Consider the following 16,026-nt stretch of genomic DNA (forward strand, 5'->3'; position numbering starts at 1 on the left):
TCAGCGCAAGTAGTTGTAGACGCTGGCCCGCGAGATCCCGAGCAGGTCGGTCAGCGCCGGCACCGCGTTCTTCAGCTCCAGGAAGCCCCGCGCCTTCAGCGACCGCACCAGTTCCTTCTTCGCGGCCGCCGGCAGGCTGCGCGGGGTGTGGCCGCGCTCGGTGGCGTAGTCCTCGACCAGGGCGCGCAGCTCGTCGCCGGTGCGGGCGCGCAGCGACTCGGTGAGCGGGGCCGGTTCGTCGGTGCGGGCCAGCCGGGTCAGGGCGTGCGCCGCCGAGCCGAGCAGGGAGACGTCGAGGTTGAGGCACAGCGCCGCGACGTACTCGCCGCCCGAGTTGCGGATGCCGATCGACGTGCTCTTCGCGGGGCGGCCGTCCGGGAAGCGGTTCGGGTAGTTCTGCAGCACGTCGGGGAACGCCGGGTCGGCGATCCGGGCCAGGCCCAGCTCGGTGGCGGGGTCGCCGACCGCACGCCCGGACAGGCCGCCTTCGATCGCGCGTATGGCGTGGGCCGGCTCGCGCAGGTCGTGCAGCACGACCTCGCACAGGCCCGGGAACATCCGCCCGACGGCGTGGGCGATCTTCTCCGCTTCGCGCAGGAGCAGCTCGTCCTCGGTCATCCGATCAGCTCCCGCAGCTTGTCCGCCGCCTTCAGCCCGGATCCGGTGAGCACGACGACGGTGGTTTCGCCGGGACGGATCGCGCCGCGGTCGCGGAACACGTCGATGGCCGCGGCAGCCGTCGCGCTGGTCGGCTCCGCGTAGAGGCCGAGGGCCGCCAGGCGGCGGGCGGCCGCGGCGATGGCGTCTTCGCCGATCGCGGCGGTGTCGCCGCCCGAGCGCCGGATCGCCGCGACGACCTCCGGCAGCCGCACCGGCTGCCGGATCGCCGTCCCTTCGGCGACGGTCGGGGCGAAGTGCTCAAACCCGGGTCGGTCGTGGAAGGCCGCGTCGATCGGGGAGCAGTTCCGCGGCTGTGCGACGAGCAGCCGCGGGCGCCGCGTGATCGACCCCGCGGCCAGCAGCTCCCCGAACCCGAGGTCGCAACCGAGCACGATGCTGCCCGCGCCGGCGACGGTGACGACGGCGTCCGGCGCGCGGAAGCCGAGGTCTTCCCACAGCTCGTAGGCGAGGGTCTTGGTGCCCTGCAGGAAGAACGGGTGCCAGTTGTGGCTGGCGTAGGTGGTGCGGCCGGAGCGGCGGACGGCTTCGGCGGCGGTGTCGTCGCGGGTGCCCGGCACCAGCTCGACGGCCGCGCCGTACGCGCGGGTCTGCAGGACCTTCGCCGGCGACGTCCCTTCGGGCGCCAGCACGGTCGCCGCGATCCCGGCCGCGGCGCTGTAGGCGGCCACCGACGAGCCGCCGTTGCCGGAGCTGTCCTCCAGCAGTTCCCGGACCCCGGCGCCGGCGAGTGCGGAGATCATGACGCTGGAGCCGCGGTCCTTGAAGCTGCCGGTCGGGCTGAACCATTCCAGCTTGAACCGGACGTCGGCGCCGCCCCAGGTCCGCGGCAGCAGCGGGGTGCAGCCCTCGCCGAGCGAGACCGGGCCCAGGTCGCCGGGCAGCGCGGCCCGGTACCGCCAGAGGGAGCGGATCCCGGTGTCGACCTGGTCCGGGCGCAGGCCCGCCAAGGGGGCGACGGTCAACGGAGCGCCGTCGTCGCCGCGCCAGCGCAGCGGGTCGGCGGGGTAGCGCGCCCCTGACCGCTCGTCGGTGTACCAGTACTCCACCGCCACCTCCAAGTCTGGACGAACAGTCCAAGCTTAGACCTACTGTCTAGTACTACTCATGGGTACCTGAAATGTCTTCAGCTTCTTCTCAGGAAAGGCTTGTAACAGGGTGACGGAAAATTTCGATCATCGGCTCCCGGTCCCGTCGGCCGGGGCACCGAAGGTGGTCGCCCGAATACCGCCCGTCGCGCCCGGCGGGGTGACGGACGGGCGCCGGCCGCCCTCGGCGTCCCCGTTCGTGGTCGTGTGAGCACCGAGAACCCCGGCGCGCGAGCATTCCACAGTGGACTTCCGGGCCCGCGCGAGATCACACTCCGTATTCTTCGGTCCATTCTCTCGCGGCTCGGAAATGGGCCGCTAATCGTCGGCGATAACCCGGGAAGGAGGGTCTGGTGTGGTGGCCGAACTGAAGCGCTCCGAACGCCGGGTTTACCGACGGGATACGTCGTGGTGGTGGCGGGGAAACGCCGGACCCTACGGTCGGCGTGGTCCGGATCGGGCAACGGTCGCGCGTCCACCAGGCGGGATGGCTTGCGCCGTCCGGCGGCGCGTGCCGGGTGGGCCACGCCGTGGAAGCGTCCGGGCCGCCGGGCAAGGCAATCGGCGTGCCGCGTACCGGAGGAGGAACGTGACGGCGACGTTAAATTCTTGCGCCGTCGGCCTGGTCGATCCCGAATTTTCTGAACTCCGGCTATGAAATCGCGGTGGGTTGTTGACGGCACGGAAGGAACCCGCTTAAGTACACCCCGTTACCCATCACCCTTTCGTGCGTAGCGGGAGTTCCCATGCGTCTCTCGAAAGACGACTCCGTGCCGGCCGAGCTGGTCGTCGCCGTGTCGCCGCTGCGATGGCCGTCGGCGCGCGGGGTCGCGGCCGCCGTGCGCGGGGGCGGGCTCGGTGTGCTCGACCTGACCACCGGGGACAGCGCGGCCGCGGAAGAACTCGCCCTGCTGGCGGAATGGGGCATCCCGGCGTTCGGGGTCCGGCTCGCGCGCCCCGCGGACGCGGACCTGCCCGAAGCCGCGACCACCGTGGTGCTGACCGAAGACGCGCCGTGCACGGCGCGGGACTTCCCGGGCCGCCGCGTGCTGGCCGAGGTCACCTCCCGCGCGGCGGCCGGACGGGCGGTCGCCGCCGGCGCCCACGGCCTGATCGCCCGCGGGCACGAATGCGGCGGCCCGACCGGGGAACTGAGCACCTTCGTGCTGCTGCAGGCCCTGCTCGCCGACGACGCTCTCGATGTCCCGGTGTGGGCGGCGGGCGGCATCGGGCCGCACACCGCCGCGGCCGCGGTCGCGGGTGGCGCGGCCGGCGTCGTCGTCGACACCCAGCTCGCCCTGCTGCCGGAAGCCGAACTGCCGTCGGCCCTCACCACCGCCGTCACCGGCCTCGACGGTTCGGAAACGGCCGTCGTCGACGGCGTCCGCGTGCTGGCCCGGCGGGGTACCGAGCCGATCGAAGCGGGCCAGGACGTCTTCCTCGCCACCCGGTTCCGCGACCGCTGGGGCACGGTCACCGCGGCAGTGCGTGGCCTGGCCGAGGGCGTCGGGGAAGCTCTGCGCGTTCCGGACGCGGTGCTGGGCCCCGGCAGCGCGGGCAGCCGCGCGTTCGGCACGGCGCTGCCGATCGCGCAGGGCCCGATGACCCGGGTCAGCGACCAGCCCGCGTTCGCGGCCGAAGTCGCCGCGAGCGGGGCCCTGCCGTTCATCGCGCTGGCCCTGTCCGGCCCGGAGCAAACCCGGGACGTCCTGGAACGGACCCGGGCAGCCGTCGGCGACGCGCCCTGGGGCGTCGGTGTCCTCGGGTTCGCCGCCGACGACGTCAAGGCCGCGCAGCTGGCGGTGATCCGCGAGCTGCGGCCCACCCACGCGATCATCGCGGGCGGCCGCCCGGCCCAGGCCGCGGCCCTGGAGGCCGCCGGCATCGCCACCTTCCTCCACGTGCCCTCACCCGGGCTGCTGAAGCAGTTCCTCGAGGCGGGCGCGCGCAAGTTCGTCTTCGAAGGCTCCGAGTGCGGTGGCCACGTCGGCCCGCGCACCAGCTTCCCGTTGTGGGAAGCCCAGCTCGGCGTGCTCGCCGACTTCCTCGCGGCCACCCCCGACGCGGCCGCGGACCTGCAGCTGCTGTTCGCCGGCGGCATCCACGACGAGCGTTCGGCCGCGATGGTGGCCGCCCTCGCCGCCCCGGTGGCCGCGCGGGGCGCGGCGATCGGGGTGCTGATGGGCACCGCCTACCTCTTCACCCGCGAAGCCGTCGACGCGGGCGCCGTGCTCCCGCTGTTCCAGCGCCGGCTCCTGGAAGCCGAACACACCGACCTCCTCGAAACCGCGCCCGGCCACGCCACCCGCTGCGTCCGCAGCCCGTTCACCGAGGAGTACGCGGCGATCAAGGCGGAGCTCGCCGAACGCGGCGTGCCGAGCCGGGAGGCGTGGGAGCGGCTGGAAGAGCTGAACGTCGGGCGGCTTCGCCTGGCGAGCAAGGGCATCGAGCGCGTCGGCGCCGAACTGCGGGACGTCGGCGAAGACCGCCAGCTCACCGAAGGCATGTTCATGGCGGGCGAAGTCGCCGTGCTGCGCTCGGCCGTCACCACGATCGCCGACCTGCACCACTCGGTGGGTGCGGGCGCGAACGCGTTCCTGCGCGCGCGGGCCGCCGAATTCGGCGTCGCCGAGGCGGAACCGGCGGCCCCGGCGCCGCTGGACATCGCGATCGTCGGAATGGCCTGCATGTTCCCGCAGGCTCCCGACCTGGCCGCGTTCTGGGCGAACATCCTGGCCGGCGCCGACGCGGTCACCGAGGTGCCACCGCAGCGCTGGGACACCGCCCTGTACTACAACCCGCAAGGCCAGGGGGAGCGGACGCCGTCGCGCTGGGGCGGGTTCCTGCCCGAGATCGGCTTCGACCCGCTGAAGTACGGCATCCCGCCGTCGTCGCTGGCCAGCATCGAACCCGTGCAGCTGCTGGCCCTGGAGGCCGCGCACCGCGCGCTGGCCGACGCCGGTTACGCCGGCCGCGCCTTCGACCGGGCCCGGACTTCGGTGGTGTTCGGCGCCGAAGCGGGCAGTGACCTGTCGAACGCGATGAGCCTGCGCACGGTGCTGCCGTCCTATGTGGGCGAACTGCCGTCCGAACTGGACGAACGGCTGCCGCGGATCACCGAGGACTCCTTCCCCGGCGTGCTCGCGAACGTCATCGCCGGGCGGATCGCCAACCGGCTCGACCTGGGCGGGGCGAACTACACCGTCGACGCCGCGTGCGCGTCGTCGCTGACCGCGGTCGACGTCGCTTGCAAGGAACTGACCGCCGGCACCAGCGACCTCGTCCTCTGCGGCGGTGCGGACCTGCACAACGGCATCCACGACTACCTGCTGTTCGCTTCGGCGCACGCCCTCTCGCCGACCGGGCGGTCGGCGACGTTCGACAGCGCGGCCGACGGCATCGCGCTGGGTGAAGGCGTCGCGTGCGTCGCGCTGAAGCGCCTCGCCGACGCCGAACGCGACGGCGACCGGGTCTACGCCGTGATCAAGGGCGTCGGCGCGGCGTCGGACGGCCGCGCGCTCGGCCTGACCGCGCCCCGGCCCGAAGGCCAGCACACCGCGCTGACCCGGGCCTACCGCAACGCCGGCGTCTCGCCCGCGCGCGTCGGGCTCGTCGAGGCGCACGGCACCGGCACCGTCGTCGGCGACCGGACCGAGCTCGGCACGCTGACGAAGGTGTTCACCGAGGCCGGCGCCGCGCCCGGCGGGTGCACGATCGGCTCGGTGAAGTCGCAGATCGGGCACACCAAGTGCGCCGCGGGCCTGGCCGGGCTGATCAAGGCCGCACTGGCCCTGCACACCGGCGTCAAACCGCCGACGCTGCACCTCTCTTCGCCGAACCCGGCGTGGGATCCGGAGAGCAGCCCGTTCGTGTTCCAGTCGGCGGCGCAGCCGTGGCCCGCGCCGCCGGCCGACCGGCTCGCCGGGGTCAGCGCCTTCGGCTTCGGCGGCACCAACTTCCACGTGGTGCTCGGCGCGCACGACGGCGTGCCGCCCGCGCAGGCGGCGGACGAATGGCCCGCGGAACTGTTCACCTTCCCGACGGAGGCCGCGGCGCGAACCCTGCTGGAGCTGGCCACGGAGGTCCCGGCGGGCCGGGAGCCGTGGCGGCTGCGCGACCTGGCGCTCGGCGCGTCCCGGCGCACCGAAGCCGCGGGCGGGCGGATCCGCCTCGCCGTCGTCGCGTCCACTGTGGACGAACTGACCCGGCTGCTGCGGCAGGCACTGGACGGACGGGCGCTGTCCGAAAAAGACGCCCCGGGGGTGTACCGCGCCGGTGCGGACGAACCGGGCGCCGTCGCGGTGCTGTTCCCCGGCCAGGGCAGTCAGCGGCCGGGCATGTTCGCCGAGCTGTTCGTCACTTTCCCCGAGCTGCAGCGGTATCTGCGCCTGGACCCGGCGACGGCCGACGTCGTCTTCGGCCCGGCGGTGTTCGGGGAGCAGGCGCGGCAGGCGCTGGCCGGGCGCGTCACGGACACCCGCGTCGCCCAGCCCGCGCTCGGCGTCACCGGGCTGGCGGCGTTCCGGCTGCTGCGCCGCGCCGGCGTGCGGCCCGCGATGGTCGGCGGCCACAGCTACGGCGAACTGGTGGCGCTGGCCGCGGCCGGCGCGCTCACCCCGGAAGCCCTGCTGCACGCCAGCCACGCCCGGGCCGGCGCGATCGTCGACGCGGTGCCCGCCGGGGACCCCGGAGCGATGGCCGCGGTCGCCGCCGGAGCCGCCGAGACCGGGAAGGCCCTCGCCGACGCCGGGCTCGCCTCCGTCGTCCTGGCCAACCACAACTCGCCCCGGCAGACGGTGATCTCCGGGCCCACCGCCGACGTCGAGGCCGCGGTCGGGCACCTGCGCGCCGCCGGGCTCGGCGCCAAGCGGATCCCGGTCGCGTGCGCGTTCCACAGCCCGCTGGTCGCTCCCGCCGGGGAAGCCTTCGGCCGCGTCCTGGACGCGATCGGCGTCGTGCGGCCCGCCGTCCCGGTGTACGGCAACCGGACGGCCGGGCCCTACCCGGCCGACCCGGACGCGATCCGCGGCGAACTGGCCGCGCAGCTCGGCGCGCCGGTCCGGTTCGTCGAGCAGGTCGAGGCGATGTACGCGGCCGGGGCCCGGGTGTTCGTCGAAGCCGGCCCCGGTGCGGTGCTGGCCAAGCAGGTCGCCGCCATCCTCGGTGACCGGCCGCACCGGACGGTCGGGTTCGAACAGCCGGGCCGCCGTGGCCTGCCGGGCTTCCTCGGCGCGCTGGCGCAGCTGGCGGTGTCCGGGGTGAACGTCGAAACCGGCTGGCTGTTCCGCGGCCGCGACGCGGTCGACGCGACGACGGCGCCGCGGCCGAAGCGTCCCGGATGGACGGTCGACGGCCACCTGCTCCGCACCGCGGACGGCACGATCCCGGCCGGCGCCCTCCGCCCGGCCGAACGGATCTCGCTCGGCGTGTCCGCGGCGGCCCCGCAGGCGGCGACGTCGGAGGCGATGGTCGCGGACTTCCTGCGCACCAGCCGCGAGATGGTCGCGGCCCAGCGCGACGTGCTCCTCGGCTTCCTCGGCACCGGCGCCCCCGCCCAGGTCCCGGCACCGATCACGGTGCCGGTCGTCGAGCACCCCGAGGTGACCTTGGTTGCGTCAGCTGCACCCCGGGCGGCCTTGGTTGCGTCAGCTGCACCGAAGGCCACCTCGGTGCTGGAGACCGTGGTGGAGGTGATCGGGGAGCGGACCGGGTATCCGGTGGAGATGATCGAGCCGGACCTCGATCTGGAAGCCGACCTGAGCGTGGATTCGATCAAGCGGGTTGAGATCGCGGGTGAGCTGGCGTCCCGGCTGGGGCTGGCCGGTGGGGACGTCGAGGAGTTCGCCAAGGCTCGCACGGCCGCGGCGATCGCCGCGCTGATCGGGGACGAACGCCCCGCGCCCGCTGCGCCGGAGGCCACCTCGGTGCTGGAGACCGTGGTGGAGGTGATCGGGGAGCGGACCGGGTATCCGGTGGAGATGATCGAGCCGGACCTCGATCTGGAAGCCGACCTCAGCATCGACTCGATCAAACGGGCCGAGATCGCCGGGGAACTCGCGACGCGCCTGAACCTCGACACCGGCGGTGACGTCGAAGAACTCGCCAAGGCCCGCACGGCGGCGGCGATCGCCGAACTCGTCGGCGGCGCGAAGCCGGATACCTCCGCCGCGCCTGCGTCGGCGGTCCCGGCCGAGCCCGCGCCGCTGATCGTCGCGCCGAAACGACTGGTCACGGCCGAAGTCGACCTCGCTCCCGCCGGGACTCCCGAGGTCACCGGCCGGAAGTTCCTCATCCTCGGCCACGGCCCCCTCGCCGAGGCCGTCCGGACCCGCCTGAGCGGGCTGGGCGCGACCGCCGAGCTCGCCGACGACGTCCGCGCCGGGTTCGACGGGGTCCTGCACCTCCCGGACGCCCGCCCGGTGCTGCCCGCCGCCTTCCCCCGGTACCAGGCCGCCCTCGCCGCCAAGCCCGCTTGGCTGCTGACCGCCGGGCCCGGCGAGGGCCTGCGCGGCTTCCACCGCAGCCTCGCCCGCGAATACCCGGACACGCTCACCCGCGTGGTCGAGCTGTCCCCGGGTGAGACGCCCGAAGCACAGGCGGCGGCCTTCGTCGCCGAGTTGTCCACAGTGGACCGCGAGCCGGTCGTCCGGCGGGAAGGCGGTCACCGGAAGGGCTTCCGGCTGACCGAGCAGGGCCTCGGCCCGCTCGGCAGCAGCGGCGCGGGCCCGGCGGGCGACGGTGCGGCCGAAGCGGCCGCGATCGGCCTGGACCGCGACTCGGTCGTCCTGCTCGTCGGGGGCGCCAAGGGCATCACCGCCCGGTTCGCGGTGACCCTGGCCGGCGCCGCCCGCTGCCGGATCGAACTCCTCGGCCGGACGCCGGTGCCCACGGCACAAGACGAATACCCGCAGGCGAGGACGGCCAAGGACCTCCGCACCGCCCTGATCGGCGCCGGGCTGAAGAGCCCCGCCGAGATCGAACGGACGGTCCGCCGGATCCAGGGCGAACGCGAAGTCCGGCAGACCCTGGCGAAGCTCGAAGCCCTCGGCAGCCCGGTGCGCTACCAGTCGGTCGACATGCTCGACGCCGAAGCCGTGCACCGCGCGGTCAAGGAGATCCACGCCGAGCACGGCCGCCTGGACGGCATCGTCTACGCGGCCGGCGTGATCGAGGACAAGCTCGTCGCCGAGAAGACGCCGGAATCGTTCGACCGCGTGTACGGCACCAAGGTCGACGGCGCCCGTACGCTCCTGGAGGCGACCGCCGACCTGCCCGACGAGCCGAAGTTCGTGGTCCTGTTCGGCAGCATCGCCGCGGCGCTCGGCAACCGCGGCCAGTCGGACTACGCCGCCGCCAACGACGCTCTCGAGGCGCTGGGGCACCGGTGGCCCGCCGGGCGCGCGGTGACCGTCCACTGGGGACCGTGGGCCCCGACCGGCGACCACGACGGCATGGTGACCCCCGAGCTGATGCGCGACTACGCCCGCCGCGGCATCGCGCTGATCGACCCGGAGGAGGGCACCCTCGGCCTGCTGCGCGAGCTGGCGTGGGGCCGCGCCGACACCGGCGCCGTCGTCCACACCGCCTCGGGCTGGTGACGCGGATGCCCCAGCCCGTGGCCCCCCAGCCCGTGGCCATCGTCGGGATGTCGGTGCTGCTGCCCGGCGCCCCCGACCTGGCGAGCTACTGGCGCAACCTCGCCGGCGGCGTCGACGCGATCACCGAGGTGCCGCCCGGGAAGTGGGACGGCGCGCACTACGCGCCGGACGAGCAGCGCCGCGCCGACCGGCTCTACTGCCGGCGCGGCGGGTTCGTCGACGAACTGGCCGAAGTGGACGTCACCGGCTTCGGGATCATGCCGAACTCCGTGTCCGCCACCGAGCCCGACCAGCTGATCGCGCTGCGGGTCGCGGCGCAGGCCGTCGCGGACGCGGGCGGCGCGGACCGCCTGCCCGCCGACCGCTCCAAGGTCGGCGTCGTGCTCGGCCGCGGCGGCTACCTGACGCCGGGGCTGGTCCGCCTCGACCAGCGCGTCCGCACCGCGAGCCAGCTCGTCCGCACCCTCGGCGAGCTGCTGCCGGACCTGGACGCGGACCGGCTCGACGCCGTCCGGCAGGCCTTCACCGACCAGCTCGGCCCCGAGGCGCCCGAGTCCGCGATCGGGCTGGTGCCCAACCTGGCCGCGTCGCGGCTGGCCAACCGCCTCGACCTGCGCGGCCCGGCGTACACGGTGGACGCCGCGTGCGCGTCTTCGCTGATCGCCGTCGACCACGCCGTGCGGGAGCTGGCCACCGGCCGCTGCGACGTCGTCCTCGCCGGCGGGGTGCACCACTGCCACGACATCACCTTCTGGAGCGTGTTCAACCAGCTCGGCGCGCTGTCGCCGTCCGAGCGGATCCGGCCGTTCCACCGCGACGCCGACGGCGTGCTGATCGGCGAAGGCACCGGTGTCGTCGTCCTCAAGCGCCTCGCCGACGCCCAGCGCGACGGCGACCGCGTCTACGCCGTGATCACCGGCACCGGCGTCGCCTCCGACGGGCGGACCGCCAGCCTGGCCAGCCCCGACTCCGGTGGCCAGGTCCGGGCCGTCCGCCAGGCGTGGGCCGCGGCGGGCCTGGACCCGGCCGCCCCGGACTCCCTGGGGTTGCTGGAGGCGCACGGCACCGCCACCCCGGCCGGCGACGCGGCCGAACTGGCGACCCTCGCGACGGTGTTCGGAAGTGCGGGCTCCGCCGTTCTGGGCTCGGTCAAGTCGATGATCGGCCACACGATGCCCGCGGCGGGCGTCGCCGGGCTCGTCAAGGCGGCCCTGGCCGTGCACCACGGCGTCCTGCTGCCCACGCTGCACTGCGACGACCCGCACCCGGCGCTGGCGCGAACCCGCTTCTCCACTCTGGCCGCGGCCGAGCCGTGGGACGCGCCGGTGCGCCGCGCCGGGGTCAACGCGTTCGGCTTCGGCGGGATCAACGCCCACGTCGTCCTGGAGCAGGCACCGGGCCGCGCGAAGCCGGTCGCGGTGCGCGAGCCCGAACGCGTGCTGCGGCTCGCCGCGCCGACCCTCGACGCGCTGCGGGAGGAGTTCGACCGGCCCGGGGCCCGGGAGACCGGCGACGGGCCGGTCCGGCTCGGCATCGTCGACCCGACGGAGAAGCGCCTGGCCCTGGCCAGGAAGGTGCTGGCGCGGGGCCGCGCCTGGCGCGGCCGCAACGACGTGTGGTTCACCGACCGCCCCCTGCTCGGGCCGGGCGGCGGCAAGATCGCGTTCGTCTTCCCCGGCCTGGAGTCGGAACTCACCCTGAACTGCGGTGACGTCGCCCGCCACTTCGGCCTGCCCTGGCGGCACGCGGATGTCGAGGTCGGTGACGTCGGACGGCAGGGCGCCGCGGTGTTCGAGCTGGGCAGGCTGCTGCACGCCGCCCTCGGCCGGATCGGCGTCACGCCGGACGCCGTCGCCGGGCACAGCCTGGGCGAATGGACGGCGATGGCGGTGGCCGGCGTGCACGCCGAGGAAGAGGTCGACGCCTTCCTGGCCGGGTTCGACCCGGACGCGCTCGTCGTCCCCGGGCTCGCCTTCGCCGCGATCGGCGCACCCGCACCCCGGGTGCTGGAGGAGCTGGCCGGGCGCGCGGACGTCGTCCTCTCCCACGACAACTCCCCGAACCAGGCCATGATCTGCGGGCCGGAAGCGGCGGTCGGCGCGCTCGTGCAGCGGTTCCGGGACGCGGGGATCGTGGCGCAGGTGCTGCCCTTCCGGTCCGGCTTCCACACCCCGATGCTGCGGCCGTACCTGGACCCGATCCGCGAAGCGGCCGAGCGCTTCACCCTGCACCCGCCGAACCTGCCGCTCTGGTCGGCGACCACGGTGTCGGAATACCCGGCCGGTGAAGCCGAGGTCCGCGAGCTGTTCGTGCGGCACCTGCTGCAGCCGGTCCGGTTCCGCCCGCTCGTGCGGGCGCTGCACGCCGCCGGGTTCCGCGCGTTCGTCCAGGTCGGCGCCGGGCAGCTCGGCTCCCTGGTCGGCGACACCCTGCACGGCGAGGAGCACCTCGTCGTGGCGGCGCACTCGGCGCAGCGCCCCGGGCTCGCGCAGCTGCGCCGGGTCGCGACCGCGTTGTGGGCCGACGGGCTCGATGGCCCGGTTCCGGGTGACGGAGCCCCCGGCCCGGGGCGAAGCCCCGGTTGTCACGTCGACTTCACCCGCCTGCCCGGCGAGCGCCCGGCCGCGTCCAAGGCGGTCAAGCTCGACCTCGGCGGCCGCCTGATCTCCCTGGACGAGCAGGTCCGCGCGCGGATCGCGTTGCCGGCCACCCGGAGGTCCACTGTGGACGAGCTGGCCGGGAAAGGCCCCCTCGCCGCCGAGTTCGCCGCCCTGCTGACCGACACCGCGGAGCTGGCGTCCACCGTGCTCGCCGGACCGGCGCGCCGCCTGCCGGCGCCGCAGGAGCTGGACACCACCCTCACCGTCTCGATCGAGGCGATGCCGTACCTGCTCGACCACTGCTTCTTCAAGCAGCCGCCCCAGGCCGACCCGGGCGACCGCTGGCCGGTCGTCCCGGCCACCACGGTGATCGACCACCTGATGCGGTTCGCCGAGCAGGCCGCACCCGGACGCCGCGCGGTCGCGGTGCACGACGTCCGGCTCACCCAGTGGATCACGGCGGTCCCGGCGGTCACCGTGCCGGTGCGCGTCCGGCCCCAGGGCGACAGCCGGGTGCTCGCGGCCCTCGACGGCTACTCGCAGGCCGTCGTGGAACTCGCCCCGGACCACCCGGCCGGCGCGCCCGCGCCGTGGCGGTTCCCGGCGTCGGCCGAGCAGGTGCCCGAGACCACGGCGGCGCAGCTCTACGCCGACCGGTGGATGTTCCACGGCCCGCGCTTCCAGGGCGTCACCGAGCTGACCGCCGTCGGCGAACGGCACGTGCGGGCCGTGCTGACGACGCCGGCCGCGCCCGGCGCGCTGCTCGACAACGTCGGCCAGGTGCTCGGCTACTGGATCATGTCCCGCGTGCCCGAGCGGACCACCGTCTTCCCGGTCGCCATGCGCGAAATCCGGTTCCACGGCCCGCAGCCGGCAGCGGGGGAGCGCCTGGACTGCCTGGTCCGGATCACCGGGCTGACCGAGGAGTTCCTCGACGCGGACATGCAGCTGGTCCACAACGGACGGGTCTGGGCCGAGTTCACCGGCTGGCGCGACCGGCGGTTCGACAGCACCCCGCACATCCGGCAGGCCGACCGCACCCCCGAGCGCTCGACGCTGTCCAAGGAACAGCCGGGCGGCTGGGCGCTGGTGGGCGAGCAGTGGCCGGACCTGGCCACCCGCGAGCTGATCATGCGCAACTACCTGGCCGGCCCCGAGCGCGACGCCTACGAACGCCGTCCACCACGCGGGCGGCGCCAGTGGCTGCTCGGCCGGATCGCGGCCAAGGACGCGGTCCGCCAGTTCCTCTGGGCCCGCGGCGAACCCGAGATGTTCCCCGCCGAGCTGCGCATCGGCAACGACGAGGCCGGCCGTCCGTTCGCGACCGGCGCCTACGGCCGGGAGCTGCCGCCGGTGACGATCTCCGTGGCGCACCGCGCCGAAGCCGGCGTGGCGATCGCCCGCCACGGGCCCTGCGGCATCGACGTCGAAGAGGTCGTGCCGCGGCCGGAGTCCACGGTGGAGGCCGCACTCGGCCCGGCCGAGGTGGCTCTGCTCGCCGGCCTGCCCGGTGACCGGGAACGCTGGTTCACCCGGTTCTGGACCGCGAAGGAGGCCGTCGCGAAGCTGCGCGGCACCGGCCTGCGCGGCGAACCCCGGGACTTCGAGGTCGTCGCGGCGACCTCGGGTGAACTGACCGTCCGCGTCGCCGGCCGCGACCACCGCGTGTGCTGCGCGGACGTCGAAAATCCGCCCGGCGCGCCGCCGCGCCGCTACGTCGTCGCCTGGACCGAAGAGACGAAGGAGACAGCCGGATGAGCATCGAGACCACGGCGGCGGACGAGGTGACCGTGCTCGCCCGCCTCGGCGAAATGCTGCGGGAACTGCTCGAGGAGTACGGCCTCGATGACGCCGAGATCACCATGGACACCACCTTCCACGACGACCTCGAACTGGAGAGCGTCGACCTGGTGGCGCTGTCCGGGCAGCTGCGCGAGCACTACGGCGACCGCGTCAACTTCGCGACCTTCATCGCCGAGCGCGACCTGGACGAGATCATCGCGCTGACCGTCGGCGAGCTCGTCCGGTACATCGTCGCCTCCCTGCGGGCGACGGCGTGAGCCGGATCCGCGCGGGCGAGCTGGACGTGCACGTCCAGCGGCTCACCCCGGACGCGCCGCTCGACGGGGACGCGCCGATCGTGGTCTGCGTCCACGGCCTGCTCACCGACAGCCTGGCCAGCTACTACTTCACGCTCGGCCCGGCCTTCGCCGCGCGTGGGCTCGACGTGCTGATGTACGACCTGCGCGGGCACGGCCGCACGACGCGGCCGCCGTCCGGGTACCACCTGGAGCGGTTCGTCGACGACCTCGTCGCGGTCCTCGACGCGTGTGACGTCACGCGGCCGGTGCACGTCGTCGGCAACTCGTTCGGCGCTTCGGTGGCCTTCGGGCTGGCGGCCGCCCGGCCCGACCGGGTGGCGAGCGTCGTGGTGATCGAGGGCGAACCCCCGACCGGGGAGTGGACCCGGCACATGGCCGACGGGCTCGCCGACGCCAAGACCCGGCTGGCGATCGACGAGGTCATCGGCTGGATCGCCGACAACCACGGCGCGCACACCGCGCGGCTGTCCAAGGCCGCGAACCGCATCCTGCAGACCACCACGCTGGCCGAGGACATCCCGCGCAGCGCGACGATCGCGGCGGACCTGTCGGCGGTGCGCTGCCCGGTGTTCGCGATCTTCGGCGGCGACTCCGGGCTGTCGGCGCAGGTGCCGCACTTCGAAACGCACCTGGAGCGGTGCCGCACCGTCGTGCTGCCCGATCAGGGGCACTCGGTGCTGGTCGAGCGGACGGCGGAGCTCATCGAGCTGATCTTCGGGTGGGTCCGCGACACCTCGCGCACGCGGACGCGGGTGCGGTAGTGGCCCGGTTCCTCTTCGTCGTCCCACCCCTGGTCGGGCACGTCAACCCGGCCGTCGGCGTGGCGGCCGAGCTCACCGCGCGCGGCCACGAGGTCGCCTGGGCGGGCCACGACGAGCTGCTGTGGCAGCTGGCCGGCCCGGAGGCGCTCGTGTTTTCGTGCGCCGTGCCGCCGGACCTGCCCGTGCGACCAGCCGAGCTCAAAGGCCCGGCGGCGTTGCGCTTCCTCTGGCAGGACTTCCTCGTCCCGCTCGCCGACGCGATGGCGCCCGGCGTGGCCGCGGCGCTCGAGGCGTTCGAGCCGCACGTCGTGGTCGCCGACCAGCAGGCACTGGCCGGCGGGCTGCTCGCCGACGCCCGCGGCCTGCCGTGGATGACGTCGGCGACGACGTCGGCCGAGCTGGTCGACCCCCTGGCCGGGATGCCGAAGGTCGGGGAGTGGGTCGCTACGCTGCTCGACGGGCTGCGCGCGCGGATCACCGGCGGCCGGGATGGGGCGGACCCCCGGTTTTCGCCGCACGGCGTGCTCGCCTTCACCACCCGCGAACTGCTCGGCGCGGCCGCCCTGCCGCCGCGGGTCCGGCTCGTCGGCCCCGCCCTCGGCGCGCGCCCGTCCACGACCGACTTCCCGTGGGAGTGGCTCGATCCGCTCCGGCCGACCGTGCTGGTCTCCCTCGGCACGGCGAACACCTCGGCGGGGGCCGGGTTCCTGACCGCGACGGCGGAGGCGTTCGCGGGGATGCCGGCGCGGGCGGTGATCGCCGACCCGGGCGGCGTGCTCGGCGAGGTCCCGCCGAACGTCCTGGTGCGGCCGCGGGTTCCGCAGCTGCCGCTGCTGTCGCGGGTCGACGCGGTGCTGTGCCACGCGGGCCACAACACGGTCTGCGAAACGCTGTGGCACGGCCTGCCGCTGGTGGTGGCCCCGATCCGCGACGACCAGCCGATCGTGGCGGCCCAGGTGGTGGCCGCGGGCGCGGGCGTCCGCCTGCGCTTCGGCCGCGCGGACGCGCCCCGCATCGCGGCGGCGGTCGAAGAAGTCCTGACGGAACCGGTGTACCGGCGCGCGGCCGAGACCGTGGCGGCGTCGTTCCACGCGGCGGGCGGAAGCGCGGCGGCCGCGGGGCACCTGGAACAGCTGGCCTTGGAGAGCCTGGCGCACCTGCGGCTCTGAACCCGGCCTGGACATGCGGACCACCGGAAC

At 74.6% G+C, this 16,026-nt stretch carries 7 protein-coding genes; 5 read left to right on the forward strand and 2 right to left on the reverse strand.

Annotated elements, in window-relative coordinates; genetic code table 11:
- Both AB0M80_RS25525 and AB0M80_RS25530 read right to left on the reverse strand, forming a co-directional pair.
- Nucleotides 1–618, reverse strand: a complete 618-nt coding sequence (locus AB0M80_RS25525) for a PAS domain-containing protein (RefSeq protein ID WP_364569602.1) — start codon at nucleotides 616–618, stop codon at nucleotides 1–3.
- The gene (locus AB0M80_RS25530; RefSeq protein ID WP_364569604.1) at nucleotides 615–1,727 is read right to left on the reverse strand and encodes a pyridoxal-phosphate dependent enzyme; all 1,113 of its coding nucleotides are present in this window, start codon (nucleotides 1,725–1,727) and stop codon (nucleotides 615–617) included. Before AB0M80_RS25530 ends, AB0M80_RS25525 begins: the two co-directional genes overlap by 4 nt.
- 785 nt (nucleotides 1,728–2,512) lie before the next feature.
- Here AB0M80_RS25530 and AB0M80_RS25535 point away from each other — a divergent pair.
- Genes AB0M80_RS25535 through AB0M80_RS25555 form a run of 5 tightly spaced genes read left to right on the forward strand, consistent with a single transcriptional unit; the run spans nucleotide 2,513 to nucleotide 15,996 of the window.
- On the forward strand, nucleotides 2,513–9,364 hold the full coding sequence (locus AB0M80_RS25535; RefSeq protein WP_364569607.1) for an SDR family NAD(P)-dependent oxidoreductase: 6,852 nt from the start codon (nucleotides 2,513–2,515) through the stop codon (nucleotides 9,362–9,364).
- A 5-nt stretch (nucleotides 9,365–9,369) separates the two neighbouring features.
- A complete protein-coding gene (locus AB0M80_RS25540; RefSeq protein ID WP_364569610.1) occupies nucleotides 9,370–13,722 on the forward strand; it encodes a beta-ketoacyl synthase N-terminal-like domain-containing protein in 4,353 nt (1,450 codons plus the stop codon).
- The gene (locus AB0M80_RS25545; protein WP_364569613.1) at nucleotides 13,719–14,024 is read left to right on the forward strand and encodes a phosphopantetheine-binding protein; all 306 of its coding nucleotides are present in this window, start codon (nucleotides 13,719–13,721) and stop codon (nucleotides 14,022–14,024) included. Before AB0M80_RS25540 ends, AB0M80_RS25545 begins: the two co-directional genes overlap by 4 nt.
- On the forward strand, nucleotides 14,021–14,827 hold the full coding sequence (locus tag AB0M80_RS25550) for an alpha/beta fold hydrolase (protein ID WP_364569616.1): 807 nt from the start codon (nucleotides 14,021–14,023) through the stop codon (nucleotides 14,825–14,827). Before AB0M80_RS25545 ends, AB0M80_RS25550 begins: the two co-directional genes overlap by 4 nt.
- Nucleotides 14,827–15,996 carry a nucleotide disphospho-sugar-binding domain-containing protein gene (locus AB0M80_RS25555; RefSeq protein WP_364569619.1) on the forward strand — a complete coding sequence of 390 codons (1,170 nt, stop codon included), beginning with the start codon at nucleotides 14,827–14,829 and terminating at the stop codon, nucleotides 15,994–15,996. Before AB0M80_RS25550 ends, AB0M80_RS25555 begins: the two co-directional genes overlap by 1 nt.
- The last annotated feature ends 30 nt before the right edge of the window (nucleotides 15,997–16,026 follow it).

Origin of the sequence: Amycolatopsis sp. NPDC051045, assembly GCF_040682955.1 — a bacterium.
In the GTDB taxonomy this organism is placed as follows: Bacteria; Actinomycetota; Actinomycetes; order Mycobacteriales; family Pseudonocardiaceae; genus Amycolatopsis.

Coding starts and splice junctions, on each gene's coding strand:
- AB0M80_RS25525 (WP_364569602.1), bottom strand. CDS start 618: ATGACCGAGGACGAGCTGCTCCTGCGCGAAGCGGAGAAGATCGCCCAC.
- AB0M80_RS25535 (WP_364569607.1), top strand. CDS start 2,513: ATGCGTCTCTCGAAAGACGACTCCGTGCCGGCCGAGCTGGTCGTCGCC.
- AB0M80_RS25540 (WP_364569610.1), top strand. CDS start 9,370: ATGCCCCAGCCCGTGGCCCCCCAGCCCGTGGCCATCGTCGGGATGTCG.
- AB0M80_RS25545 (WP_364569613.1), top strand. CDS start 13,719: ATGAGCATCGAGACCACGGCGGCGGACGAGGTGACCGTGCTCGCCCGC.